This window comes from Actinomadura sp. B10D3 (assembly GCF_039871695.1).
GTDB lineage: Bacteria > Actinomycetota > Actinomycetes > Streptosporangiales > Streptosporangiaceae > Spirillospora > Spirillospora madurae.
Map to the genome: position 1 here is coordinate 48,950 of NZ_JBDPLY010000008.1, position 24,690 is coordinate 73,639.

The following is a 24,690-nucleotide window of genomic DNA, read 5'->3' on the forward strand; positions in this document are numbered from 1 at the left end:
ACGGAGAGCATCCGATGAGAGGCGTTTTCGCGCGGGGATCGTCCAAGGGTCTCGCGGTGCTGGCCGCGGCGGGCCTGCTGGCGCTGAGCGCCTGCAGCAGCGAGGGCGGCAAGAAGTCCGAGGAGGCGCCGGAGGGCGCCGGGCCGCGGCTGAAGATCGCCATGGTCACGCACTCCGGTGCCGGCGACACCTTCTGGGACATCGTGCAGAAGGGCGCCAAGGCCGCCGCCGCCAAGGACAACGTCGAGTTCCTGTACTCGGCCGACCCGGACGGCGGCAAGCAGGCCCAGCTCGTCCAGGCCGCCATCGACCAGAAGGTCGACGGCATCATCGTCACGCTCGCCAAGCCGGAGGCGATGAAGGACGTGCTCGCCCGCGCCACCGCCGCGAAGATCCCGGTCGTGTCGATCAACTCCGGCGCCGGCGAGTCGGCGAAGCTCGGCGCGATCGCGCACTTCGGGCAGGACGAGTCGATCGCCGGTGAGGCGGCCGGCACCGAGCTGGCGGAGATCGGCGCGAAGAAGGCGCTCTGCGTCATCCACGAGCAGGGCAACGTCGGCCTGGAGGACCGCTGCGCCGGCGCGAAGAAGACGTTCGGCGGCGACCTGCAGAACCTCTTCGTGCAGGGCACCAACATGCCGGAGGTGAAGTCGTCCATCACCGCCAAGCTGCAGGCCGACAAGAGCATCGACGGGATCCTGACGCTCGGCGCGCCGTTCGCCGCGACCGCCGTCGACTCGGTGAAGGAGACCGGCAGCAAGGCCAAGATCGGCACGTTCGACCTGAACAAGGACCTGATCGCCTCGATCACCGCCGGCGCCATCCAGTTCGCCGTCGACCAGCAGCCCTACCTGCAGGGCTACGAGGCCGTCGACGAGCTGTGGCTGCTGAAGAACAACGGCAACGTGCTCGGCGGCGGGCGCCCGGTGCTGACCGGCCCCGCGATCGTCACCAAGGAGAACGCCGCGCAGCTGGAGGCGTTCGCCAACCGGGGGACGCGATGACCGAGGCCGTGGCCGGCGAGGTCGCCGGCCCGGACGAGCGCCTGGCCCGGCAGTCGCTGCTGCGGCGGCTGCTGGGCCGCCCGGAGCTCGGCGCACTGCTCGGTGCGGTCGCGCTCTTCGTGTTCTTCTCGATCGTCGCGGACGCGTTCCTGCAGACCAGCTCGTTCTCCACCGTCCTGTACGCCAGCTCGACGTTCGGGATCATGGCGGTCGGGGTGTCGCTGCTGATGATCGGCGGCGAGTTCGACCTGTCCGCCGGGGTGATGGTGACGTCCTCGGCGCTGATCGCGGCGCTGACCGCCTACCAGCTGACGCTCAACGTGTGGGCGGGCGTGGTGATCTCGCTCGTCCTCACGCTGGCGCTCGGCATGGTGAACGGGGTGCTGTACGTCAAGACGAAGCTGCCGAGCTTCATCATCACGCTCGCCACGTTCTTCATGCTGGCGGGCCTGAACCTCGGCGTGACGAAGGCGCTCACCGGCAACGTCGCCAGCGACTCCGTCCGCGACATGGACGGGTTCGACAGCGCCCGCGCCATCTTCGCGTCCGACATCGACGTCCTCGGCGTCAACGTGAAGATCACGGTGTTCTGGTGGCTGCTGTTCGTCGCCGTCGCGACCTGGATCCTGCTGCGCACCCGCACCGGCAACTGGATCTTCGCGGCGGGCGGCGCGGCCGACAGCGCCCGCGCGGTCGGCGTCCCGGTCGCCCGCGTGAAGATCGGCCTGTTCATGGCCGTCGCGTTCTGCGCCTGGTTCTCCGGGATGCACCTGGTGTTCGCGTTCGCGGCCGTCCAGTCGGGGGAGGGCGTCGGCAACGAGTTCCTGTACATCATCTGCGCGGTCATCGGCGGCTGCCTGCTGACCGGCGGCTACGGGTCGGCGATCGGCGCGGCGATCGGCGCGTTCATCTTCGGCATGACGAACAAGGGCATCGTGTACGCCGAGTGGAACCCCGACTGGTTCCGGTTCTTCCTCGGCGCGATGCTCCTGATCGCGACCGTGGTCAACCTGATCGTGCGGCGCAGAGTGGAGCGGTCGTCATGACGGACGCGAAGAAGCCCGAGACCCCCGAGAGGGAGCCCGCGCCGGGGACGCCGCTGATCAGGCTGACCCGCGTCGGCAAGAGCTACGGCAACGTCATCGCGCTGCGGGACGTCACCCTGGAGGCGGCCGCCGGCGAGGTCACCTGCGTGCTCGGCGACAACGGGGCGGGCAAGTCCACGCTCATCAAGGTCGTCGCCGGCCTGCACCGGCACGACGCCGGCACCTACGAGGTCGAGGGCAGGCCGGTGGCGTTCGCCTCGCCCCGGGACGCCCTGGACCTCGGCATCGCGACCGTCTACCAGGACCTCGCGGTCGTCCCGCTGATGCCGGTCTGGCGCAACTTCTTCCTCGGCTCGGAGAAGCGCAAGGGCCTCGGGCGCCTGGACGTGGAGTTCATGCGGTCCACGACCCACGCCGAGATGGCCGCGATGGGCATCGACCTGCGCGACGTCAACCAGCCCATCGGCACCCTGTCGGGCGGCGAGCGGCAGTGCGTGGCGATCGCCCGTGCCGTCTACTTCGGCGCCAGGGCGCTCGTCCTGGACGAGCCCACCGCCGCCCTCGGCGTCAAGCAGGCCGGGGTGGTGCTGCGCTACATCGTCCAGGCGCGGGAGCGGGGCCTCGCGGTCGTCTTCATCACCCACAACCCGCACCACGCCTACCCGGTCGGCGACCGCTTCCTGATCCTCAACCGGGGCCGGAGCATCGGCTACCACACCAAGGACGAGATCACCCGCGAGGAGCTGACCGGCCTGATGGCGGGCGGCAGCGAGCTGGAGGAACTGGCCCACGAACTGGACGTGGCGGGTTCCCGGACCGCCGCCGGCCGCCTCGCCGAGGAGGCCGAGCACCTGAGACTGACCGACGACTGACCGCCCTTCCGCGGTGGTCCGCGGGCCGGGGCTGTGTCCTCGCACCAGAAAGCGATCTAGGGTTGGATCCTCGCAACCAGGGAGTAACGCCCATGAGCATCGCGGGCCGCCGATGAGCACGACGGAGTCGGCGCGGGCGGGCCAGGAGGCGGCCCGCCCGCGGACCGGAGACCTCACCGGGTACGCCGCCGGGTCGCTCGGGATGGGCGTCTGGGTCACCGTCCCGGGGCTCCTGCTCCTCTACTTCATGACGCACACGCTCGGCGTCGCCCCGGCGCTCGCCGGCCTCACCCTGCTGCTGCCGAAGATCCTCGACGCCGTCGTCCACCCGCTCTTCGGGACGCTGTCCGACCGGCGGGCGCGCCGTACCGGGCACCGCCGCGGCATGCTGCGCTGGGGGCTGCTCCTCCCGCTCGCCTGGATCGGGATGTTCACCGTGCCGTCCGGCGTGTCGGGCTGGTCGGCGGCGCTGTGGATCGGCGCCTTCTACATCGCGGGGAACATGCTGTACGCGTGCTTCCAGGTGCCGTACCTGACGACGCCGTCCGACCTGCGGATCGGCTACCACGAGCGCACCCGGGTGTTCATGTACCGGATGCTGCTGCTGACGGTCGGCCTGCTCGGCGCGGGTGTCGCGGCGCCCGCGCTCGTGTCCGAGGGCGGGCGCGACGACTACGCCAGGATGGCCGTCCTGCTGGCCGGCGTGCTGCTCGTCACCGGCCTGGTCGCCCTGGTGTACGTCCGGCGGCTGACCGAGCGATGCGGGTTCCGGATCCCGGACGGGCACGCCCACACCGTCCTCGACGACCTCCGGATCGCCTGGCGGGACGGCGACTTCCGGACGCTCGTCCTGTCGTACCTGTTCACGAGCATCACCGCGCACCTGTTCCTCGCGGCGGTTCCCTTCTACACCGAGCACGTCATGGACGACGAGGGGCTGACGGCGGTGTTCATGGGCGCCTTCCTGGTGCCCGCGGCGATCGCCAGTCCGGTGTGGGCGAAGGTGTCGCGGCGGACCGGCAAGCAGCGCGCCCTCCTGCTGTGCCAGCTCACGTTCGTGGTGGGGCCGCTCGCCCTGTGGCCCGGCCAGGCTATGGGGGTGCTCCCGACCGTCGCGGTGATCGCCGTGCTGGGCACCGCCTTCGGCGGCCTCCAGCTCTTCGCCTTCTCGCTGATCCCCGACGTGGTCGCCGCCGCCGAGGAGCGCGGGACGGCCCGCGCGGGCGCCTACACCGGCGTGTGGACCGCGACGGACGCGACCGGCACGGCCATCGGCCCGTACATCTACTCCGCGGCCCTCGCCGCCGGGGGCTTCGTGTCCACCACGGAGGGCCGCCACATCGCCCAGTCGGACACCGCGCTGCTGGCGCTGCTCATCGGCGTCACGCTCATCCCCGCCGTCCTGATGGCCGTCGCCATCGCGTTCCAGAGCCGGTTCACCCTCGACCGGCGGGCCCTCGACCAGCAGACGCCGGCCTGACGGTCACTCGTCCGCGGTGAGTATTCCGCGGGCCGTGAACACGACGTCCTGGTCTGCGTGGCCCCGGAGGGCACGCAGCAGGGCACGCCATTCCTCGGGCCAGCCCGCGCGCGGGGCGTGCGCGGCGGTGAGGGCGCAGGCGAACAGGCCGCCGGCGAGGTCGCCGCGCGCCGCGAGCCGGGCGGCGTGCGGGCGCACGTTCGCCGGGTCGGGGGCGGTCCACGGGGCGAACGGGGACGGTCCGGCGGCGAGCGCCTCCGCGACGAGCCGCGCCCTCAGGACGCCGCCGTCCCGGAACCGGTCGGCCAGGGCGTCCACGGCGTCCGCGGCTCCGGGATCGTCCCAGCGGAGGGTGGCGGCCGCGAGCTCGCTCGCGAGCGGCTCGGGCAGCCGGTCCTCCACCGCCCGGACGGCGCGTTCGCCGTACGTCCGGTGGCGGACGGTGAACTCCCGGACGGTCCTGGCCAGGACGGTCAGCCGCTGGGACGCGGGAAGGTCGCGTTCCGGGCCGGCGTCGGGTCCGTCCGGCCCGGCGGCCAGGGCGGTGACGGCCGCGCCGAGCTCGGCGGCGCCGATCCCCATGGTGACGCAGCGGATCAGGGCGTCCAGCGCCGGCCGCCACGCGCTCGTCTCGTCGAGATCGCGGACCAGGCGCGCCAGGGCCGCGGGCGCGTCCGGCGCCCACCGCGCCCAGAGAGGAACGATGGACAGCGCCGCGGCGCGGGCCTCCGGATCGGGGGAGCGCACCACCCGCATCACCAGCGCGGCGTAGTCGCCCCGGAACCGCTCCTCCACGAACGCGGGCGGCGCGCCGAGCACCTGCCGGGCGAGGTCGCGCGGACCCTCCGCCGCCTCGGCCAGGATGCGGTGGGCGACCGGATCGTCCAGCCGGTCGCGGACGGCCGAGGCGATCGCGGCGCGCACGTCGCGGTGCTGGCCCGGGTGGTCCCAGGCCGCCGCGATGATGTCCAGGGCGTCCGGGGCCCTGTTCTCCAGCAGGATCCGCACGGCCTCCTTCCGGGCGGTGATCTTGCCGTCGCGCAGGACGGGGCCGAGCGCCGCGGCCAGCGCCGACGGCGGGACGAACCGCGCCGCGCGGGCCGCCGCGTAGACCGCGACGTGCGCGTCGTCGGAGCCCGCGTGGGCGAGCAGGTCCGGCAGGACGTCCCGCGGGGACGCGGTCCACGGGAGCGCGGTGAGCGCCGTCCTCCGCAGGTAGGGATCGCCGGAGGCGAGATGGGGGCGGAGCCGGGCCGCGTCGACGCCGGGGACCTCCGCCATGGCGGACACGGCACCGCCCCGCTGGGTGCTCGGCGCCTCCTCGTCCGCCGCCGCCCGTTCCAGCAGGTCCAGGTAGGCGTCGCGCTGCCGGGCCGTCCAGCGGCGCGTCCAGGACCGGTGCATCCGCGGCAGGTACACGACGTCGGCGCGGTGGAACCGCCCGGGCGGGGTGTCGCGGGTCAGGACGAGGTGGAGCAGGTCGGTGCGCTCGCGGGCGACGGCGGCGAGGACCGCGGGGACGGCGACCGCCGACGGGTCCCGGGCCACGACCCGGCCGACCCGCTCGGCGCGGGTGCCGGGCGGGGCGAGCCAGAGCCCGATCGCCTCCCGGAGCACGGCGTCGTCGGGGGCGTCCAGGGCCGCCTCCAGCGCGTCCTGCAGGATCGGGACGCGGTGGGCGCGGCGGCCGAGGCCCCGGGCGAGCAGCAGCGCGAGCCGGTGGTCGTCGCGGCGCGCCGCCGCCGCGAGACGGGGCGCGAGCAGCCCGGCCAGCCGGTGCTCCTCCCCGCGCCGCAGCATGAGGTCGAGCCGGCCGAGGTGGAGGGTCCCGGCGACGCCGGCCAGCCGCTCGATCAGCTCCAGCCCGGACTCCAGCAGGGCGGCGTCGTCGCGGACGGCGCCCTGGCGGCAGAGGGCGGAGGCGAGCCGGGCCAGCCCGATGCCGGTCAGGGGGGAGCGGTCGCGGGCGCCGAGCGCGTCCTCGGCGAGCCGTGCGATCACCGCGGCGTGCCCGGCGCCCAGCAGGCCCTCCGGGACCGACGCCAGCGCGTCCAGCGCGCTCCGGCGGACGGGGTCCTGCTCGTTGCGGAGCCGCCCGAGCGACTCCAGCGCCGCGGCCAGCGTGGCGGGCCTGCGCTCGCGCCCCGCGCACCGGATCAGGAGCGCGTACCCGGTGGCGCGCTCGTCGGAGTCCGGCCGGCGCGTCAGCTCTTCCAGGACGGGCCGCGCCTCCTCGTAGGGCAGGAACGCCGTCACGCTCCGCACGCGTCCGGGGGAGGCGGCGACCTTGCGCAGCCCGAGCATCCGGCGGGCCTCGCGCGTCCGCACCTCCCGCGGCAGGACGTCCAGCAGCGGCTCCGCGAGTTCGGCGGTGCCGAGGTCGACGCCGCGCATCGCCGCGTCGAACACCGCCGCGCGGCGGCTCGGCGGGAACGCCTTCATCAGCAGGCACAGCGCGTGGTCGTCCTCGCGGACGGCGCGCGCCACGGCGGCCAGGTCGCCGTCGCCGTACCCGGCCAGCCGGTCGCGGAAGGACCTGCGGTTCAGCAGGGCGCGCAGGTCGGCCCGGTGCGCCTCGGTGAGCAGGAGGCGGAGCATGCGATCGGGCGCGGCGTCCAACAGAGCCCCCGCCGCGGAGTACAGGCCGTGCGGGAGGGCACGGGCCGCGCAGTGGCGCTCCAGCAACCCGACGACCCGGCCGGGATCGTGGCGCACCGCCGCCGCGATCCCGGATTCGTGCCGGAACCACCAGGTGCTCTCCATGCCGTCGGGCAGCGCGGCCAGGGCGCGCTCCGCGTGGTCGAGAACGGCCCGCGGGTGGGCGTGCCCGAGCGCCCCCCAGTTCCCGACGGCGCGGGCGAGCGCGTCGATCCTCGCGGCGGCGGTCTCCGGGGCGCAGGCGGGCAGCAGCGCCGCCGCCTCCAGGTCGCCCCACCGCTCCGCGACCCTGCCGATGAGCGCGTCGGCCAGGCCGGCGGGCCGCCACTTGCGGACGGCGTCGTACAGCGCCGCGCGGACCGCCGCCGGGGCGTCGTCCAGCCCGTCGAGGAACGGCCGCGGCGCCGCGCCGTACCGGACGGCGAGCGTGATCGCCCGGCAGGCCAGCTCGGTGTCGGGGTCGCCGATGGCGCCCGCGAGGTGCGCCACCGACGCCTCGTCGCGGACGGCCGAGGCGACGAACAGCGCCACCGACCGCTCGTAGTGGCCGCGCCCGCCCAGCTCGTCCAGCAGGGTGGCCAGGGACGGGTCGCCTGCGTGGCGCCGCAGGTCCGCCAGCCGGCGGCAGCGGTCCCTGAACGCCAGCGGCTCGATCTCGGTCAGCAGATCATCGGCGCGCATGGCGGGCATCCTGCCGGAATCAGGATCCGCTTTCACCTGAATTGCCGGGGGCGGGCTCCGGACGCGCGGCCGTGACCTGCTCGGCGAGCTTGCGGACGCGGGCCTCGTGCTCGTCGTAGCCGACGACGACCGGCGGCTCGTTGTACGGCATCGTGTCCGACGAGCGGCGCAGCTTCACGTACTGGCCGCACGCGTCGATCGCGTACGGCTCCATGTCGTCCTGCAGGGCGCCGATGACGGTGATGCCGTGCGTCTCCCCGATCTTGCGGAACAGCGCGACGGCCTCCTTGCGGTGCTCCTTGCCGAGGTTGCGGCCCAGCTCGTCCAGGACGAGGCAGAGCCGTCCCCCGCCGGAGCTGGCGAGCGCCGCCGCGCACACCAGCTTGACCGCCTTCTCGTCCATGAGGGCCGTGTTCGCCCGCCGGTTGTACGGGACGTACCGCTGCCCCTCCGAGCGCCGCCACTTCGGCGTGACGCGCCAGCGCCACTCCTGCTCCGGGTCGCCCGGCTGCTCCGGCGTGGGGAACTCCAGCGTCGCGCCGTAGCCGCCGTACGTCACGTCCAGCTTCTCGAACTCCTCCGACACGCGCTGCAGCCGGCTGCGGATCGCGGCCGTCAGCGCCGTCCGGTGCGCCTCCGCGGCGCCCGCCGCCTCCGTCGCGCCCTTCTGCGCCTTCTCCAGGTCCGCGCGGCGGGCCGACAGCTGCACCTCGATCTGCCGCCGCTGGTGCTTCTCGTAGTCCTCCTGCTGCCGCAGGTAGCCCTCCATCGCCTTGGCCAGCCGGGGGAACGTCGCCTGCTCCCGGTCGGTGCGGCGGCCCTCGCCCTCGGCGCGCTGCTTCAGCAGGAAGCGCATCTCCTCGGGCATGTCCTCATCGGCGGTGCCGTCCGGGAAGACGCGGCGCAGCGCCTCCGACAGGTGCTTCTCGGCGGTGTGCCACCACTCGGCGGGCGTCCACGTGGCCTCGTCGTCGTCCAGGCCGGACAGCCACTCGGCGGCGCCCTCGCGGGACCCGCCCCACTCCTTCTCCAGCTCGCCGAGCCCGAGCGCCGCGCGCTTGTTCGCCAGCTCCGACGACGCGCGGCGGATCGCGGCGCGCTCGCGCTCGTGCGCCTCCCGCCGCCCGCGCAGGCGGTCGATCTCCAGCGCCCGGGTGTCGGCCTTCGCCTGCAGCCTCCGCAGCGCCTGCTCCGCCGACCCGAGGCGCGGGCCGAGCCGGGACTCGCCGCCCGCCAGCTCCTCCAGGCCCTCGCGCAGCTCCGTCATCGCCGCGCGGACCTCGTCCAGCTCGGCGGCGGCCTGCGCGCCCGCGAGCCGCCGCGCGCCGAGCGCCACCTCGGCGGCGGTGTCGGACGTGGCCCGCCGGGCGTTCTCCAGCGCCTCCCGGGCGGCCTCCACCGCGGCCCTCGCCGCCTGGACGCGGGCGACGCGCCCGGTGACGGGCTCCCTGAAGCCGCCGACGATGACGACGCCCGCGCCGTCGCCGCCGAGCGCGGCGAAGAACCGGCCCAGCGGCCGCTCGCACCCCACGCCCTCGGGGAGGGCGCCGTCGCCGTCCGCCGGGACGATCATCGAGCCGGGCATGTCCTTGAGCGCGGCGACCGCGGCGTCGAGGTCGTCCGTCCCGACGACGACGGCCTCCCGGTACGGCCAGAGCGCGGCCTCCCAGCGTTCCCGGACGTCCTCGGCGAGCTCCACGGCGTCCAGCAGGCCGACCGCGGCGATCCCCTCGGCCGCCAGGGCGCGGATCTGCGCGGGGGCGCTGCTCTCGCCCGCCTCCGCCTCGGCCAGGGACCGCTCCGCCCGCGCGACGGCGCCCTTGGCCATGCCGTACTCCTGCTGCGCCTCGTCGCGGCGGGCCTCGGCCTCGGCCAGCTCGGCGCGCGCGGTGCCGGCGTCCCGTCCGTCCGCCTCCCGCCTCCGGTCCTCCAGTGCCGACACCCGCCGGCGCAGCTCGTCCAGCCGGTCGCGGGCGACGGCCTTGTCCGCGCCGAGCTTGGCCGCCTGCCCCTTCAGCTCGGCGAGCACCGCGCCCGCCTCCTGCAGCTGCTCCTCAAGGGCACCGCCGGTCAGCTGGTCGATCTCGCGCTCGGCGGCCTTCGCCTCCGCGGCGAGATCCTCGCTCTCCCGGTGCAGCCGCTCCTGCTCGGCGGCGTGCGCGGCGTCGGCCTCCGCCGCGTCCACCAGCAGGCGGGCCTGCCGCGTCCGCCAGTGCCGCAGGGCCGCCGCCACCTCGTCGCGGGCGCGGTCGCGCCGGTCGAACGTCTTGAGCAGCACCGCCGCCTCGCGCTCCCACTCGGTGAGCCGCTCGGCCGCCTCCGCCGCCTTGGCGCGCTCCCGGTGCTCCTCGGCGCGGGACGTGCGCTCGGCCTCCAGCTCCCGGTCCAGCCCGGTCAGCGCCGCGATCGCGCTGAAGATCCGCTCGGGGCTGATCTCGTTCAGCGGCTGGGACAGCAGGTTCGTCGCGACCTTCGACCGCACCGACGTCGACAGGAACGACACGCACCTGACCCGCCCGCCGTACAGGACGCGGGACAGGTCCTTCGCGACGAGGTCGCGGCGTCCGGCACTGCGGGGCAGGCTCGCCCAGAGCCGGTCGGCGAGCGACACCCGCTCCGCCTCGGACGGCGCGGAGGCCAGGTAGACGCCCTGCCGCCACCGGATCTCCAGGTGCGGCGCGTCCACGTTCACCCGGAGCCACACGGTGACGGCGGTCTCGCCGTCCTCCTCCACCGGCTCGGCATAGTCGAAGACGCCCACGATGTAGCCGTGGTCGGCGCTCGCCCACTGGCTGTCGCCCTGCGCGGCCAGCTCCGCGTTGAACAGCAGCTCCGCCACGGCCCGCGCACCCGACGCGAACCGCCACTGCTCGTCGCCTAGGAGCGCGGTGATGGCCGCGATGAACGACGACTTGCCCGCGCCGTTGGAGTCCTTCGGACCCTGCCCGGCGACCACGATGAGCGTGCCGGGAACGGTCGGCACCGGATGCGTCGACAGCCGCGAGATGTTCACCGCCTGCACGGCCACCAGCGTCCGGTCGCCGACGACGTTCTCGGTGTCGCGCGCGGTGACCATCGGTTCGAGGACGGCCGTCACGTGTTCTCCCCCTGCTCGCGCTCCCGGCCCCTGCGCCGCGCCCGGATCGCCGCGGCGAGCGGCGAGTCCGGCCCGGCGGCCAGGATCAGCTCCTCTTGCAGCCGCCTCCGGGCGGCATCGGTCAGCCGGTGGAACTGCGGCCCCGGGACGAAGCCCCCGGCGTCGTCCGCGCCCGCCTTGACCTGCGACACGAGCCCGGCCAGCCGCAGCCGCCGCAGCGACGCCTCCAGCTCTCCGACGGGCAGTTGCGTGCGGCGGCGCAGCTCGTCCACCGGTGTCGGGTGCGGTGACAGCCACGAGTCGTCCGCGAGCAGCCCCGCCGCTCTCGGGATCGCCACCGAGTGGATCAGCACCAGCGTCAGCACGGCCCGCTCCCGCGCCGGCGGGACGCACCCGGATTCCTTCGCCAGCTCCGCCGCGACGTCGTCCCGGTACCCGGAGATCCAGTGCTTGCGCTCCGACCGGATGAGCGTCCGCCCGTTGAGCGCCAGCATCGCCTCGACCGTCCTGCGCAGCGCCGGCTCCCGCAGGGCCGCGAACCGCACCTCCGAAACCGGCTCGGCCGCGTGCTCCACCGCCATGTAGGCCGCGACGAGCTCCGCCCGCCGCCGCTCGTCATAGGACCGCAGCAGCGGCTCGAACAGCTCACTCACCGGGCCCCTCCACAGACGGGGCGGGTGAGTTGTCCACAGGTTCGGAATCCTCGGCGGGCTCCTCGGCCGCCCCGGCAGAGTTGCTCTCGTTACCGGAATCCTCGGGAGGCAGCGATGACGAAACAGGTTCGGCCGGTTCGGGATCCGGTGGCTCGGGGAGGCGGTGGAGAAGGTCCCGCAGCGACGCCAGCGACCCTTCCGGCCAGAGCGCGACGCGGGGGCCGGGGCGGACGGTGCCCTCGGCCTCGTCCAGGAGGAGCCATCCGGTGTCGGACAGGCGGCGGAGCTCTCCCGTGGCCCAGCGGCGCGCCAGGTCCGTGTCGCCGCGCGACATGTTCGCGTAGACCTCCAGGACGTCCGCGACGGTGGACGCCGACCCCGGCCAGGGGGCGTCGTCCAGGCGCGTCCAGCAGCAGCGGAGGGCTGCGGCGAGGACGCGGCGGGCCTGGCCCGCGCGGTCCAGGGGCATGGGCGCGGTCTCGTACTCCTCCAGCAGCGCGGGCGTCGCACCGTCCGGCCACTCGGGCAGCAGCCAGACGCGGGTGCCGTCCGTCGCCGCCGCCAGCCCCGGCGGGACGGGATCGGACGCGGAGACGGACGGCCCGCCCAGCACGCGTGCGCGTGCGCGGGCCAGCACGTGCGGGTCGACGGTCACGCGCCCGTCCTCTCGAACCAACCCGGCGACACCCAGGTCGGGGTGCCCTCGGGGCGCACGGTCAGGCCGTCCGACCAGGTGAGTCGATAGGGGAGCTCCGGATGCAGATGCGCCGACGACAGGTCGGCCAGCACGCGGCGCGCGGTCGTCCAGTCCTGGGCGAGAACCTCCTCGACCGCGACCCGGTCCGCGCCGCGGAGGATCTGCTCGGCGATGCCGCGGAGCCGCTCGACCGCCGCCGTGTCCGAACCGGTGTCGCCCGACAGGCCGGGGTCGGGCACGGACGGGCGCGGCGGGGCCGGGCGGGGCGGCGTGGCGCGCGGGCCGTCCTCCACGGCGGTGACCACCGCGGACGGCTCGTGCCACGGCGCCGCCGCGTCGAAGACGAACCCGTCCAGCACCGCGGCGAGGTCCTCGCGGGACGCCGTCCGCGTGAAGGTCCGCCAGGTCTCCGGCGGCAGGAGGGTCAGGTTCCGGGTGGTGCCCGCCGAGTCCGACAGCCGCGCCGCGGCCCGCCTGGACGCGTCGCCGTAGGCGTAGATGGCGGCGCGCAGGTCGGTGCAGGTGCGGTCGAGCTGCGGCCAGCGGCGCAGGATCGCGCCGTGCAGCCGCTCGGCGCGCAGCAGGATCTCCTCGGTGCCCCACAGCTTCGGGGCCTGCTCGCGGAGTTCCTCGATGGTGCCGTTCGTCAACGTGACCAGCTCGACGCTCCACAGCCGGAAGGCGCGGGCGAGACCGTCCGCGCCGTCCCGGGCCTGCTCGGGCGTCATGCGGGGGTCGGCCACGTTGAGCTGCTCCAGCGCGAGCAGCCGGTGCATCTCGCTCTGGCCGCCGTCCAGCATCATCCGGCGGACGAACATCAACCCGACCACGCTGGTGAACGACGCCCGGTAGCGCAGCTGGTTCGGCTTGGGGAACACCTCGCGGACGGCGCCGAGCCCCTTCAGCACCCGCAGCCGGTTCTCGAACACCTCGGCCGGGTACCGCCGGCAGACGTACCGCATCTGCTCGCGGCTCAGCCCGTCCTCACCCGCATCGGCGAAGGCGGCGAGCAGCGTCTCGGCGACGTCCACCAGCTCCGGGTCGTCGACCACGGCCCCGCTGTCGCGGGCCAGCGCGGCGAACATCTGCCGGTACACGCCCAGCACGGCCTCGCCGACCAGAACGTCGTCGAGACTGGCCGGTGCGTTCTCGGAGGTGGGGGACACGGCGCACTACGGTACGGCCCCCGCGCCCCCAACGTGGAATCGACGACACCCCGCCGCAGCGCGCGCCGCCCTATGGACTGGCGTCGCCGCGCCGAGGGACCAGTGGGGATGGGTGCCGCTTGAGGGGTGGTCGGCGGAGTCAGCCGGCGGGGGCCGGATGGGGGATGGACTTGTGCTCCAGGTAGGCGTGCAGCCCCTCGGGGCCGAGTTCGCGGCCGAGGCCGCTGTTCTTGTAGCCGCCGAACGGGGTGTTCGGGTCGAGGGTGTACATGTTCACGCCGCAGCTTCCGGTGCGGATCCGGCGGGCGACGTCGACGCCGTGGTCGACGTCGGACGTCCAGACCGACCCGCCGAGGCCGTAGTCGCTGTCGTTGGCGATCCTGACGGCGTCGTCCTCGTCCTCGTAGGGGATGAGGACCAGCACCGGGCCGAAGATCTCCTCGCGGGCGATGCGCATGTCGTTGCCGACGTCGCCGAACACGGTCGGGGCCACGTACCAGCCGCGGTCGTGCGGCCGGTCCAGGCCGCCGGTGATCAGCTTGGCGCCCTCGTCCTGGCCGATGCGGATGTAGTTCTCCACCCGCTCCTGCTGGCGCTGGGCGACCAGCGGGCCGATCTCGGTGCCGTAGTCGGCGGGGTCGCCGACGTTCAGGCCCCCGACCATCGTCGCGAGCGCGTCGGCCACCTCGTCGTACCGGCGCCGGGACGCGAGGATGCGGGTCTGCGCGGCGCACGCCTCGCCGTTGTTCATCAGCGACGCCAGCTTGAACCCCTCGACGGCCGAGCCCAGGTCGGCGTCGTCCAGGATGATCGCGGCCGACTTGCCGCCGAGCTCCAGCGTCACCCGCTTGAGCTGCTCGCCGCAGACCGCGCCGATCTTGCGGCCCGCCGCGGTGGAGCCGGTGAACGACACCTTGTCGACGTCGGGGTGCGCGACCAGGTAGGCGCCGACCTCCCGCCCGGCAGGGACGATGTTGACGACGCCCTCCGGGAGCCCGGCCTCGCGGATCCACTCGGCGAGCAGGTAGGAGTCGAGCGGCGTCTCCGGAGACGGCTTGGCGACCACCGTGCACCCGGCGATGAGGGCGGGTGCGAGCTTGAGCATCAGCGTGAACTGGGGCACGTTCCACGGGACGATCGCCGCGACGACGCCGACGGGCTCCTGCGTGACCGTGACCGGCCCCAGCATCCCCTGCCGCTCGTCCTCCCACGCGTAGGTGCCGGCGAGGTCGACGTAGTACTGCAGCACCATCTGCGGGATCGCCGCCTGCCCGAACACCGAGAACATGATCGGCGACCCCATCTCGGCGGTGACGAGGTCGGCCATCTCCTGCTGCCGCTCGGCGTAGATCGCCGACAGCCGCCCGACGATCTCGGCCCGCTCCGCGGGCGACATCCGGGGCCAGGGTCCCTCGTCGAACGCGCGCCGGGCCGCCGCCACCGCCGCGTCGATGTCGCCCTCGGTGCCCTCGGGCACCCTCCCGATGACCTCCTCGGTGTGCGGGGAGATGACGTCGATGGTGCCGGTGCCGGCCGGAGCGGTCCACTCGCCGCCGATGAACAGCCGATCGTGCTCGCGCATGCTGCCGTGCCTCCCGCTGACCGAATGCTTGCTTGGGCACAGCATCGCATGCCGTCCCCGGGCGTTGGCAAGAGCAATGAGACTCGCGTCTCATCTGATTCCGATATAACCCGGGACATGCCCCAGATTGTCGATTTCTGGTTCGACCCGTCCTGCCCGTACACCTGGATCACCTCCCGATGGCTGCTGGAGGCGGCGACGGTCCGGCCGATCGAACCGCGCTGGCATGTGCTGAGCCTGGCCGCCCTCAACGAGGACCGGGACGACGACCCGGAGGACGATCCCGGCGGCTACCTCTGGCTACCGGTCCGCGTCTGCGCCGCCGTGGCCGGGACGGCGGGCCAGGAGGCGCTCGGGCGCTTCTACACGGCCTTCGGAACCCGCGTCCACGAGCGGGACGAGATGGGACCGCGGACGTTCCCGGACGCGCTGGCCGAGGCCGGCCTGCCCACGACCCTCGCCGCAGCGGCCGACGTGCCGGACCACGACGACGCGATCCGCGCGTCGACGGCCGAGGGCATCGGCAAGGTAGGCCCGCACATCGGCACACCCGTGATCGAGGTCGGCGCCCAGACGTTCTTCGGCCCGGTCATGTCGAGGATCCCGCGCGGCGAAGAGGCGGGACGGCTCTGGGACGGAACCCTCCTCGTCGCCGGAACCCCCGGCTTCCACGAACTCAAGGGCCCCCCACCCGTACCCCCCACCTTCGGCTGACGCCGCTTCAGAGGAGGTGGGTGTTCGGGTGGCGGGCGCGGGCGGCCAGTTCTGGGAGTTCGACCAGCTCGATGCCTGCCGCCGCGAGGATCTCGGCGCCGGCGCCCTCGGCGAAGAGCACCGGCTCGCGCCAGGCGAAGACGACGCGGCGGGCGCCTGAGGCCACGATCAGCTCGGCGCACGTGCGGGGGCGGGACGCGCGGTGGCCGCACGGTTCGAGTGAGCTGTAGACGGTCGCGCCTTCGAGGAGGTCGGGGGCCTTGGCGAGGGCGGCCTCCTCGGCGTGGTCGTGCGGGTCCTTCTCCCGGGAGAAGCCGCGCGCGATCTCCCGGCCGTCCGCGCCGACGATGACCGCCCCGACGGAGAACGCCGTGCCGGACGGCGGGCACAGCTCCGCCAGGTCGCACGCCAGCGCCAGCCAGCCGAGGTCATCCACGCGCGGCCCCGATCAGGTAGCGGAGCAGCGCCAGGTCGCCGATGCGGGTCACCTCGTCCAGCCGCATCGGCCGCTCCGGCGACTGCGGGAACACCCCGGACCGGACGAACCGCGGCGCGGACGGGTCGCCGACGAAGAACGGGGCCACGACGAGCTGGATCTCGTCCACCACATCGGCCGTGAGGAACAGCGTGTGCACGCCGCCGCCGCCCTCGACCATCAGCCGCCGGACGCCGCGGGCAGCGAGGTCGCCGAGCACCGTGGGCAGCCCGAGCGGGTCGCCGGCGTCGATGACCTCGGCGGCGCCGGCCAGCCGCGGGGCGAGCTCGGCCGCCGTGGCGGACGGCGCGTACACGAGCTTCGGCGACTCGCCCGTGGTGAAGAACCGGGCGCCGGGGTCCAGGTCGCCGCTCCAGGTCAGCGTCACCTTGGTCAGGTCGGCGGGCAGGCCCCGCGCCACCCGCCGTTCGCGCCGGGCCGCCGACCGGATCAGCAGCCGGGGGTCGTCGGCGCGCAGCGTCCCGGCGCCGGCGAGGATCGCGTCGCAGCTCGCCCGCACCGCGTCGACACGGTCCCAGTCCGCCGCGCTGGACAGCCGCAGCCGCTCGGGGGTCGCGTCGTCGATATAGCCGTCGGCGGACATAGCGCAGCTCAGCAGCACATAAGGACGCTCGCTCACGTCGCAACTTTACGGGAGCGCGCAGACCGGCGATCTCACGATCCCGGAAGATCGTCTGAGGCGTACCGGCGTTTCTGCGCGGGATGTGTCGGAGGGGGTGCCTATGGTTGCTGCGACATGCGACTCCTGCACACCTCCGACTGGCATCTCGGCAGATCGTTCCATCGCGAGGACCTGCTGTCCGCGCAGGCGGCGTTCGTCGACCACCTGGTCGAGACGGTCGCGGCGGAGCGGGTCGAGTGCGTGCTCGTCTCCGGGGACGTCTACGACCGGGCGCTGCCCGCGGTGGACGCGGTCCGGCTGTGCGACGAGGCGCTGCGGCGGCTGGCCGAACGCGCCCGGGTGGTGCTCATCGCCGGCAACCACGACTCGGCGCGCCGCCTCGGGTTCGGGTCGGCGCTGATGGACGCCGCCGGCGTGCACGTCCGCACCGACTTCGCGAGCGTGGGGGAGCCCGTCGTCATCGGGGACGCCGCGTTCTACGGCATCCCGTACCTGGAGCCGGAACTCGTCCGCCACCCGTGGAGCCTGGACGAACGCAGCCACGCCGCAGCGCTCACCGAGGCGATGCGGCGCGTCCGGGAGGACGCCGCCACCCGGCCGGAGCACTCGGTCGTCCTGGCGCACGCGTTCGTCACCGGCGGCGAGTCGAGCGAGAGCGAACGCGACATCTCGGTCGGCGGGTCGTCGCAGGTGTCGGCATCGGTCTTCGAGGGCGTCGACTACGCCGCGCTCGGCCACCTGCACGGCGCCTGGCCCGTCACCGACCGGGTCCGCTACTCGGGCTCGCCGCTGGCGTACTCGTTCTCGGAGGAGCGGCACGTCAAGGGGTCCTGGCTCATCGACCTGCACGCGGACGGCGTGTCGGCGGAGTTCGTGGAGGCCCCCGTCCCGCGCCGCATCGCCCGTATCCGCGGCCGCCTCGACGACCTGCTCACCGGCGCGGACTACGAGAAGTACGAGGACCGCTGGCTCCAGATCACGCTCACCGACGAAGACCGCCCGTCAGCCGCGATGGAACGGCTCCGCCGCCGGTTCCCGCACACGCTCGTCCTCGGCTACGACCCCGAGGGCGGCGGAACCGACGACACCCGCACCTGGACCGACCGCGTCCGCGAACGCAGCGACCTCGACATCGCGGGCGACTTCGTGGCCGAGGTCACCGGCGCCCCCGCCACCGACGCCGAGCGCGCCCTCCTCCACGAGGCGTTCGAGGCCTGCCGCCACAAGGAGTCCCTGGCGTGAACCCCCCCAGGCAGCCCTCCAACGCCACCGACCCCTCTCACCGCAGGAGGGCGTGAGGTGAGACTGCATCGGTTGGAGGTTGCGGCGTTCGGGCCGTTTTCCGGGGTGGAGGTCGTCGACTTCGACGCGTTGTCGGAGGCGGGGCTGTTCCTCATCCAGGGGCGGACGGGCGCGGGCAAGACGAGCATCCTCGATGCGGTGTGCTTCGCGCTTTACGGGCAGGTGCCCGGTGCTCGGAACGCGGTGAAGGGGCTGCGCAGTGACCATGCGCCTCCCGGGGCGGGGCCGCGTGTCGTGCTGGAGACGACGATCCGGGGCCGACGGTTCCGCATCACGCGGTCGCCGGCCTGGGAGCGGCCGAAGCTGCGCGGGTCCGGGACGACGACCGAGCACGCGAAGGTCATCCTGGAGGAGTACGAGCGGGGGGAGTGGGTGGGGCTCACCACGCGGCTGGACGAGGCCGGTGACCTGGTGTCGCGGATGCTCGGGATGAACGCCGTCCAGTTCTGCCAGGTGGCGATGCTGCCGCAGGGGGAGTTCGCCGGGTTCCTGCGGGCCGGGGCGGACGAGCGCCGCAGGGTGCTGGAGCGGCTCTTCGCGGCGGAGGTGTTCACTCAGGTCGAGAAGTGGCTCGCCGACCGGCGCGCGGCGACCGGGCGGGAGGCCGCCGAGCTCGGCGCCCGGTCGTTCTCGATCGCGGACCGGATCGCCGAGACGACCGGCGCCGCGACGCCGCGCGAGACGCCGTCCCTGGTCCCCGCGCCGCGCCGCGCGGAGCCGGTGGTGGAGCCGTTCGGCGAGGTGGCGGTGCTGCCCGCGTGGGCCGCGGAGCTGGGGGGCGTGCACGAGGACGTCCGTGTGGTCGTCGAGGAACTCGCGGCGGGCGTCGGTGGGACGCTGCGCACGGTGCGGGTGGCCTTGGAGGACGCGAAGGGGCTGGCCGAGCGGCAGCGCCGCCATGCCGCCGCCCTCGCCAGGCGGGACGCGCTGGCGGAGCGCGCCGGAGAGAAGTCGCGGCTCGCGTCGCTCCTCGACGCCGCCGCCCGCGCCGACCGGGTCGCGCCGCTGGTGCGGGACGTCGAGGTGAGGCACGGGGAGGCCGTGCGGGCGCGCCGCTGGGCCGAGGAGACCCGGTCCCGGGTGGCGGCGCTGCTGCCGCCGAAGGCGCCGGAGGACGTGATCGCCAAGGCCGAGCGCGACCGCCGGGACGAGGCCGCGGCGCTGGAGGGCAGGCGCGGCACCGCGGCCAGGCTCCGGCAGATCGGGCGCGACCGGGAGAGGCTGGCGGACGATCTGCGGCGGCTGGAGCCTGAGGAGGCGCGGCTCGCGGCGACGCTCGCGGAGCTGCCGGGAGTGGTGGACGCCCGGCGGTCCGAGCTGGAGGAGGCCAACCTCGCGGCCGCGGCGCGGTCGGGGGCGGAGGCCGCCGTCCACGAGGCCGCGCGCCGGCTCGACGCGGCACAGCGACGCGACCAGGTGGTGGAGCGGCTCGCCGGGGCGGAGGCGGAGTACCGCGCGGCGGTCGACGCGGCGCAGGACGCGCGGCAGCGCGTCCTCGACCTCCGGCAGGCGCGCCTGGACGGGATGGCGGCCGTCCTCGCCGAGGAACTGGAGGACGGCGAGCCGTGCCGGGTGTGCGGCTCCACCGAGCATCCGGCGCCGGTCACGTCGCTCGCCGTGATCCCGACCGAGGAGCAGGTGGACGGGGCGCAGGCGGAGGCCGACGAGGCCCAGGAGGCCCGGGAGCGGGCCGGGACGCTCGTCGGGGAGCTGCGCACCGAGCGCGACACGCTCCTGGAGATCGCCGGGGAGACGGCCGTCGGTGTTCTCGCGGCCGAGCTCGCCGGCGCGGAGCGGGAGTGGGAGGCGGCGAAGGCCCGCGCGGCGGAGGCCGAACGCCTGGAGGCGGCCCTTCACCGGCACGAGCGGGAACTCGACCAGGTCCGCTCCGAGCACGAGCGGGTGTCGCGCGACCTCACCGCGAACCGCGTCCAGGACGGGGAGCTGGCCGCCGAGCAGGACCGGCTGGCCGCGGAGCTGGACGAGGCGCGCGGCGACGACCCGACGCTGGAGGCGCGCATCGCCCGGCTGGGCGGGGAGGCCGACGCGCTCGCCGAGGCCGTCGAGGCGCTGCGCGTGTACGCGCGTGCCGACGAGGAGCTGGCCGCCGCGCGGGCGAAGGCCAGGCAGGGGGGTGAGGAGCAGGGGTTCCGCACCCCCGAGGAGGTCCTCGCCGCCGTGCTCCCGGACGAGGACCAGGGCGACCTGCGCGACAAGATCCGGCGGCTCGACGACGAGGAGGCCGAGGTCCGCGCCCTGCTCGGCGACCCGGCGCTCAAGGCGGCCGCCGCCGAGCCCGCCCCCGACCTGCCGGCCCTGGAGGCGGCGGTGGCCGGCGCGGAGGCCGCGCACACCGAGGCCGCGAACGCCGCCGCCCGGGCCCGGCGCCGCTGCGACCGCCTCGCCGAGCTGCGCGCCGAGCTGGACGGGGCGGTCCGGGCGTGGCGTCCGGCCGCGCGGCGGTACGAGGCGGCGGAGCGGCTGGCCGGCCTGGCGTCGGGCAAGCACGCGGCGAACCGGCGCGCGATGGCGCTGTCGGCGTACGTGCTGGCGGCCCGCCTCGAACAGGTGGTCGCCGCGGCGAACGAGCGGCTGCGCCGGATGTCGGGGGGCCGGTACGCCCTCGTCCACACCACCGAGAAGGCGGCGGGCGACCGCACCAAGGGCGCCGGCGGCCTCGGCCTGCGGGTCGCCGACGCCTGGACGGGCCTGGAGCGCGACCCGGTGACGCTGTCGGGCGGCGAGTCGTTCATCACCTCGCTGTCCCTCGCCCTCGGCCTCGCCGACGTCGTCACCGCCGAGGCGGGCGGGACCGAGATCGGCACCCTGTTCGTCGACGAGGGCTTCGGCACGCTCGACGAGGAGACGCTCGACGAGGTCATGGACGTCCTCGACGGCCTGCGCGACGGCGGCCGGACGGTCGGCATCGTCAGCCACGTCGCGGAACTGCGCGCCCGCGTCCCCGCGCAGCTCCGCGTCACCAAGGACCGCGCCGGCTCCACCACCAGGGTCATCGCCTGACCCGCGGCGGGATCAGCGCGAGATGTACTGCAGGATCACGTTGTGCACGTGGTGGCTCTTGTCGGCGCCGCGGAACTCGACCTCGTAGGTGTGCGTACCGACGTTGATCGCGATCGACCCGGTGGAGAAGTAGGACCCGGCCCACGACTTGTTGCTGACCACGCTCACTGAGGTGATCTTGGAGTAGGGCACGCTGGTGATCGCGTACCGCTTGCCGGCGAAGCTCTTGTCCTGGATGATCACGCGCCGGTCGGTGAGGCCGATGAACCCGGTGCCGGCGCCGATGGCGTCGTAGACGGCGATGATCTGCTCGCCGGGCAGCAGCCCGCTCTCGATCTGCTTGAGCTGGCTCGACCTGTCGTGCTCGATCCCGTCGCCCATGGTTCCTCCCGTTGTCGGTACCCCGGGGAGTGTCTCAGCCGCCGGGGGCGGACCGGGCGGCTTCGAGGAAGCCGATGCACCGGCCCAGCAGTTCGACCAGCGTCTCCCGTTCGGCGTCGGTGAACTCGGCCGCGAGCCCCCGCTCGACCCGGACCGCGCGGTCGTCGGCGGCCCGCAGCACCGCCTCGCCCTCGGCGGTGAGCCGGGTGGCCGCCGCCGCCACCGCCCTCGCCGCGTCCCTGGCTTCGCCGGCGGCCGCTCGCGAGCACCGGCCGTCGATCTCCACGGCGTACGTGCTGCCGGGCGACCGCGTGTACCCCGAGGGCATCGCCGCCGATCCGCGCGACGGCACCCTGTACGCCGGGTCGTTCCAGGACGGCACCGTCTACAGGATGCGTCCCGGCCGCCGCGTGGCCGAGGTGTTCCTCCCGCCGGGCGCGGACGGCCGCCGCACCGCCAACGGGATCAAGGTCGACCGGGCGGGACGGCTGTGGGTGATCGACTCCACGTCCGGCGTCGCGGTCTACGACACGCGGAGCCGGCGCCTCCTGGCGCGGTTCACCGTCCCCGGCGACGAGGCCCGGTTCGTCAACGACCTCGCCATCGCCCCGGACGGCGGCGCCTACCTGACCGACACGACCCGCGCGGTGGTCTACCAGGTCACGCCCCAAGACCTGGCGGACGCCCGGGGAGGGAGCGCCGCGCTGACCGTCCGTTTCGACCTGGACGGCGTCCTCGAACCCCACAAGCCCGGCGACTTCACTCTGAACGGCATCGTCGCCGACCCCGCGGGCCGGTTCCTCCTCACCGGCGACATGCTCGGCGGAGACCTCTACCGGCTGGACATCCAGTCCGGTTCCCGGAGCGGAGCGCCAGCGGAGCGGAGGGGGCCGTCGGGGGGCGTGGGGGGTCGTCCCCCCACAGGAGTCCAGACCGGCGCCGTCCGCAAGGTCGCCCTGTCCGGCGGCGACATGCACAACACCGACGGGCTCGACCTCCAGCACGGCCGGCTCTGGACGGCCGACAACCTCGACAACGAGGTCACCCGCTGGCGTGTCACCGCCGACGGGACCCGGGCCCGCCTGGAGCGCACGCTGGCGGACCCGTCCCTCCAGGTCCCGACGACGCTCGTCCGCCGCGGCGGAACCCTCTACGTCGTCCGCTCGCAGTTCGACAAGGGCGGCCCCTTGGGCGAGGGCACCCCGGAGATCCCCTTCACCATCGCGGCCGTCCGGGGGATCTAACCGCCGGAGTGGGTGGCGTCCACGGCGAGGGGGTCGGTGGCGGGCGGTGCGGTCGTGCTGGTGCCGTCGGCGGAGACCGGGAACCACAGGACGAAGGTGGCGCCGGCGTCCGGTTCGGAGAACAGCCGGACGTGCCCGTTGTGCGCTTCCGCGATGCTCCGCACGATCGCCAGCCCGAGGCCCGTGCGGCGGTCCCGGGAGCGGCGCGACTCCGTCCCGCGCCAGAACCGGTCGAACACCCGGTCCTGCTCCTCGGCGCGGATGCCGGGCCCGGCGTCGCGGACGGCGATCCACTGCCACCCGCCGGACCGGTCGGCGGCGACCGTGATCGCGGTGCCGGCGGGCGCCAGCCGCACCGCGTTGGACAGCAGGTTGCCCACCGCGCGGCGCAGCGCGTCGTGGTCGCCGATCATCGGCAGCCCGTCCCGCAGCCGGCGCTCGATCGTCAGCCCGCGGGCCGCGGCGAGCGGGTCGAACTCCTCGGCCGCCTCGCGCGCCGCGAGCCCGAGGTCGACGTCGGCGTCGTCGAGGGCGGGCGCCGACCGGCGCGCGGTGGCCAGCAGGTCCTCCACCAGCCGCGTCATCCGGGTGGTCGCGCGGTCGACCACCTGGACGGCGCGGCGGCGGTCCTCGGCGCCGGCGTCGGGCTCGCTGAGCACGGTGTCCACGTTCGCCCGGATGATCGCCAGCGGGCTGCGCAGCTCGTGCGAGGCGTCGTCGATCAGCCGGCGCTGGGCGCGGAACGCCGAGTCGAGCCGGTCCAGCATGGAGTCGATGGTGTCGGCGAGGTAGCGCAGCTCGTCCCGTGGCCCCGCCAGCCGGATCCGGCGGGACAGGTCGGTCGCCTGGATCTCCTCGGCGGCGCGGGCGATCGCCCCGACGGGTTTCAGCGCCCGCCCCGACAGCACCCAGCCGATGCCGAGGCTCGCCACGAACAGACCGCCCAGCATGATGAGCGAGTAGTGCTTGATGGTCTGCTGCGTCTCGTAGTTGACGGCCTGCTCGACGTGCTGCACCTTGACGACCTCGACCTGGCCGAGGCTCTGCTGGCTGCCGTCCGGCATCTGGACGATCTTCTCGGCGTTGAACGTCTTGGTGATCGGCTGGGCGCCGGTGCTGCGCGCCACGGCCAGGTAGACGCCGCCCAGCATGACGGCCGCGAGGACGAACAGCAGCGTCGAGTACATGACCGTCAGCCGGAACCGGATCGAGTGGACGCTCACGCCGGCCCCCGCTCCCCGGCCGCCGCCGCGACCGCGCCGTTCTCGCGGAGGCGGTAGCCGTGGCGGACGACCGTCTCGATGACCTGCTCCTCGTCCGGCGCGGCGAGCTTGCGGCGCAGCGTCCCCACGGTGACCCGGACGGTGTTGGTGAACGGGTCGGCGTTCTCGTCCCAGACGTGCTCCAGCAGCTCCTCCGCGGACACGACCTGGCCGGGGCGGCTCATCAGGTAGCGCAGCACGGCGTACTCCTTGGGCGTGAGCCGCAGCAGCCGGTCCCCGCGGAAGACCTCCCGCCGCCCGGTGTCGAGCCGCAGGTCGCCGACCGTCCACACCGCCGAGCCGCCGCCGCTGTCGCGCCGCAGCAGCGCCCGGACGCGGGCCAGCAGCTCGGGGAACGCGAACGGCTTGACCAGGTAGTCGTCGGCGCCCTCGTCCAGGCCGCGGACCCGGTCGGCGAGGCGGTCCCGCGCGGTCAGCATCAGGATGCGCAGGTCCGGGCCGCTCTCGCCGGCCAGCCGGCCGCGGCGGACGGCACGGCACAGGTCGAAGCCGTCGCCGTCGGGCAGGCTGAGGTCGAGGATCATCAGGTCGTAGGCGGAGGCGTAGAGCTTCTGCGTGGCCTCCTCGACGTCGCCCGCGACGTCGACCGCGTAGTCGGCGCGCACGAGCCCGTACCGCAGCGCCTCGACCAGGTCCTCCTCGTCCTCGACCACCAGCACCCGCATCCGGACCGCCCCCTTCCTGGCAGTGC

The 24,690-nt window shown here is 74.5% G+C and carries 20 protein-coding genes; 8 read left to right on the plus strand and 12 right to left on the minus strand.

Going from position 1 to position 24,690, the window contains the following annotated elements; all coding sequences use genetic code 11:
• The first annotated feature begins 14 nt into the window (after positions 1–14).
• The 4 genes from ABGB11_RS14985 to ABGB11_RS15000 all read left to right on the plus strand — a co-directional run bounded on the left by ABGB11_RS14985 (position 15) and on the right by ABGB11_RS15000 (position 4,402).
• Positions 15–1,004, plus strand: coding sequence for a sugar ABC transporter substrate-binding protein (locus tag ABGB11_RS14985; protein ID WP_347632984.1), 990 nt, complete (start codon positions 15–17; stop codon positions 1,002–1,004).
• The gene (locus ABGB11_RS14990) at positions 1,001–2,050 is read left to right on the plus strand and encodes an ABC transporter permease (protein ID WP_347632986.1); all 1,050 of its coding nucleotides are present in this window, start codon (positions 1,001–1,003) and stop codon (positions 2,048–2,050) included. Before ABGB11_RS14985 ends, ABGB11_RS14990 begins: the two co-directional genes overlap by 4 nt.
• Entirely contained in the window at positions 2,047–2,922 is an 876-nt protein-coding gene (locus ABGB11_RS14995; RefSeq protein ID WP_347632988.1) for an ATP-binding cassette domain-containing protein, read from the plus strand. The genes ABGB11_RS14990 and ABGB11_RS14995 overlap by 4 nt, the downstream gene beginning before the upstream one ends.
• A 112-nt stretch (positions 2,923–3,034) precedes the next feature.
• The gene (locus tag ABGB11_RS15000; protein ID WP_347632990.1) at positions 3,035–4,402 is read left to right on the plus strand and encodes an MFS transporter; all 1,368 of its coding nucleotides are present in this window, start codon (positions 3,035–3,037) and stop codon (positions 4,400–4,402) included.
• Between the two features lie 3 nt (positions 4,403–4,405).
• Here the strand turns inward: ABGB11_RS15000 and ABGB11_RS15005 are convergent, their stop codons facing one another.
• The 6 genes from ABGB11_RS15005 to ABGB11_RS15030 all read right to left on the minus strand — a co-directional run bounded on the left by ABGB11_RS15005 (position 4,406) and on the right by ABGB11_RS15030 (position 14,936).
• The gene (locus tag ABGB11_RS15005; RefSeq protein ID WP_347632992.1) at positions 4,406–7,741 is read right to left on the minus strand and encodes a hypothetical protein; all 3,336 of its coding nucleotides are present in this window, start codon (positions 7,739–7,741) and stop codon (positions 4,406–4,408) included.
• Positions 7,742–7,760: 19 nt separating this feature from the next.
• Positions 7,761–10,838 carry a chromosome partitioning protein ParA gene (locus tag ABGB11_RS15010; protein WP_347632994.1) on the minus strand — a complete coding sequence of 1,026 codons (3,078 nt, stop codon included), beginning with the start codon at positions 10,836–10,838 and terminating at the stop codon, positions 7,761–7,763.
• On the minus strand, positions 10,835–11,491 hold the full coding sequence (locus ABGB11_RS15015) for a hypothetical protein (protein WP_347632996.1): 657 nt from the start codon (positions 11,489–11,491) through the stop codon (positions 10,835–10,837). Before ABGB11_RS15015 ends, ABGB11_RS15010 begins: the two co-directional genes overlap by 4 nt.
• On the minus strand, positions 11,484–12,146 hold the full coding sequence (locus ABGB11_RS15020) for a hypothetical protein (RefSeq protein WP_347632998.1): 663 nt from the start codon (positions 12,144–12,146) through the stop codon (positions 11,484–11,486). Before ABGB11_RS15020 ends, ABGB11_RS15015 begins: the two co-directional genes overlap by 8 nt.
• Positions 12,143–13,354, minus strand: a complete 1,212-nt coding sequence (locus ABGB11_RS15025) for a hypothetical protein (RefSeq protein ID WP_347632999.1) — start codon at positions 13,352–13,354, stop codon at positions 12,143–12,145. Before ABGB11_RS15025 ends, ABGB11_RS15020 begins: the two co-directional genes overlap by 4 nt.
• Positions 13,355–13,493: 139 nt before the next feature.
• Positions 13,494–14,936, minus strand: a complete 1,443-nt coding sequence (locus ABGB11_RS15030) for an aldehyde dehydrogenase (RefSeq protein ID WP_347633000.1) — start codon at positions 14,934–14,936, stop codon at positions 13,494–13,496.
• A gap of 117 nt (positions 14,937–15,053) precedes the next feature.
• Here ABGB11_RS15030 and ABGB11_RS15035 point away from each other — a divergent pair, with 117 nt between their 5' ends.
• Positions 15,054–15,650, plus strand: coding sequence for a disulfide bond formation protein DsbA (locus ABGB11_RS15035; RefSeq protein WP_347633002.1), 597 nt, complete (start codon positions 15,054–15,056; stop codon positions 15,648–15,650).
• Positions 15,651–15,657: 7 nt separating this feature from the next.
• Here ABGB11_RS15035 and ABGB11_RS15040 read toward each other — a convergent pair whose 3' ends face one another.
• Both ABGB11_RS15040 and ABGB11_RS15045 read right to left on the minus strand, forming a co-directional pair.
• Positions 15,658–16,086 (minus strand): deaminase, encoded by a 429-nt coding sequence (locus ABGB11_RS15040; RefSeq protein ID WP_347633004.1) that lies wholly within the window; start codon positions 16,084–16,086, stop codon positions 15,658–15,660.
• Positions 16,079–16,765, minus strand: a complete 687-nt coding sequence (locus tag ABGB11_RS15045; RefSeq protein ID WP_347633006.1) for a dihydrofolate reductase family protein — start codon at positions 16,763–16,765, stop codon at positions 16,079–16,081. Before ABGB11_RS15045 ends, ABGB11_RS15040 begins: the two co-directional genes overlap by 8 nt.
• A 117-nt stretch (positions 16,766–16,882) precedes the next feature.
• Between ABGB11_RS15045 and ABGB11_RS15050 the strand changes: the two genes are divergently transcribed.
• Together ABGB11_RS15050 and ABGB11_RS15055 are read left to right on the plus strand one after the other, a co-directional pair.
• Positions 16,883–18,010 (plus strand): exonuclease SbcCD subunit D, encoded by a 1,128-nt coding sequence (locus ABGB11_RS15050; RefSeq protein WP_347633008.1) that lies wholly within the window; start codon positions 16,883–16,885, stop codon positions 18,008–18,010.
• A 72-nt stretch (positions 18,011–18,082) separates the two neighbouring features.
• Entirely contained in the window at positions 18,083–21,091 is a 3,009-nt protein-coding gene (locus ABGB11_RS15055; RefSeq protein ID WP_347633010.1) for an SMC family ATPase, read from the plus strand.
• Positions 21,092–21,103: 12 nt separating this feature from the next.
• On the opposite strand, the gene ABGB11_RS15060 is transcribed toward ABGB11_RS15055, so the two are convergent.
• Both ABGB11_RS15060 and ABGB11_RS15065 read right to left on the minus strand, forming a co-directional pair.
• Positions 21,104–21,472 carry a PH domain-containing protein gene (locus ABGB11_RS15060; protein WP_347633012.1) on the minus strand — a complete coding sequence of 123 codons (369 nt, stop codon included), beginning with the start codon at positions 21,470–21,472 and terminating at the stop codon, positions 21,104–21,106.
• 34 nt (positions 21,473–21,506) lie between these two features.
• Positions 21,507–21,695: a hypothetical protein gene (locus tag ABGB11_RS15065; RefSeq protein ID WP_347633013.1), complete on the minus strand. Its 189-nt coding sequence runs from the start codon at positions 21,693–21,695 to the stop codon at positions 21,507–21,509.
• Here ABGB11_RS15065 and ABGB11_RS15070 point away from each other — a divergent pair.
• Positions 21,679–22,716 (plus strand): SMP-30/gluconolactonase/LRE family protein, encoded by a 1,038-nt coding sequence (locus ABGB11_RS15070; protein WP_347633015.1) that lies wholly within the window; start codon positions 21,679–21,681, stop codon positions 22,714–22,716. The two genes, ABGB11_RS15065 and ABGB11_RS15070, sit on opposite strands and share 17 nt — an antisense overlap.
• On the opposite strand, the gene ABGB11_RS15075 is transcribed toward ABGB11_RS15070, so the two are convergent.
• Together ABGB11_RS15075 and ABGB11_RS15080 are read right to left on the minus strand one after the other, a co-directional pair.
• Positions 22,713–23,939 (minus strand): HAMP domain-containing sensor histidine kinase, encoded by a 1,227-nt coding sequence (locus ABGB11_RS15075; protein WP_347633017.1) that lies wholly within the window; start codon positions 23,937–23,939, stop codon positions 22,713–22,715. The genes ABGB11_RS15070 and ABGB11_RS15075 overlap by 4 nt on opposite strands.
• Positions 23,936–24,664: a response regulator transcription factor gene (locus ABGB11_RS15080; protein ID WP_347633018.1), complete on the minus strand. Its 729-nt coding sequence runs from the start codon at positions 24,662–24,664 to the stop codon at positions 23,936–23,938. Before ABGB11_RS15080 ends, ABGB11_RS15075 begins: the two co-directional genes overlap by 4 nt.
• Positions 24,665–24,690: the final 26 nt, after the last annotated feature.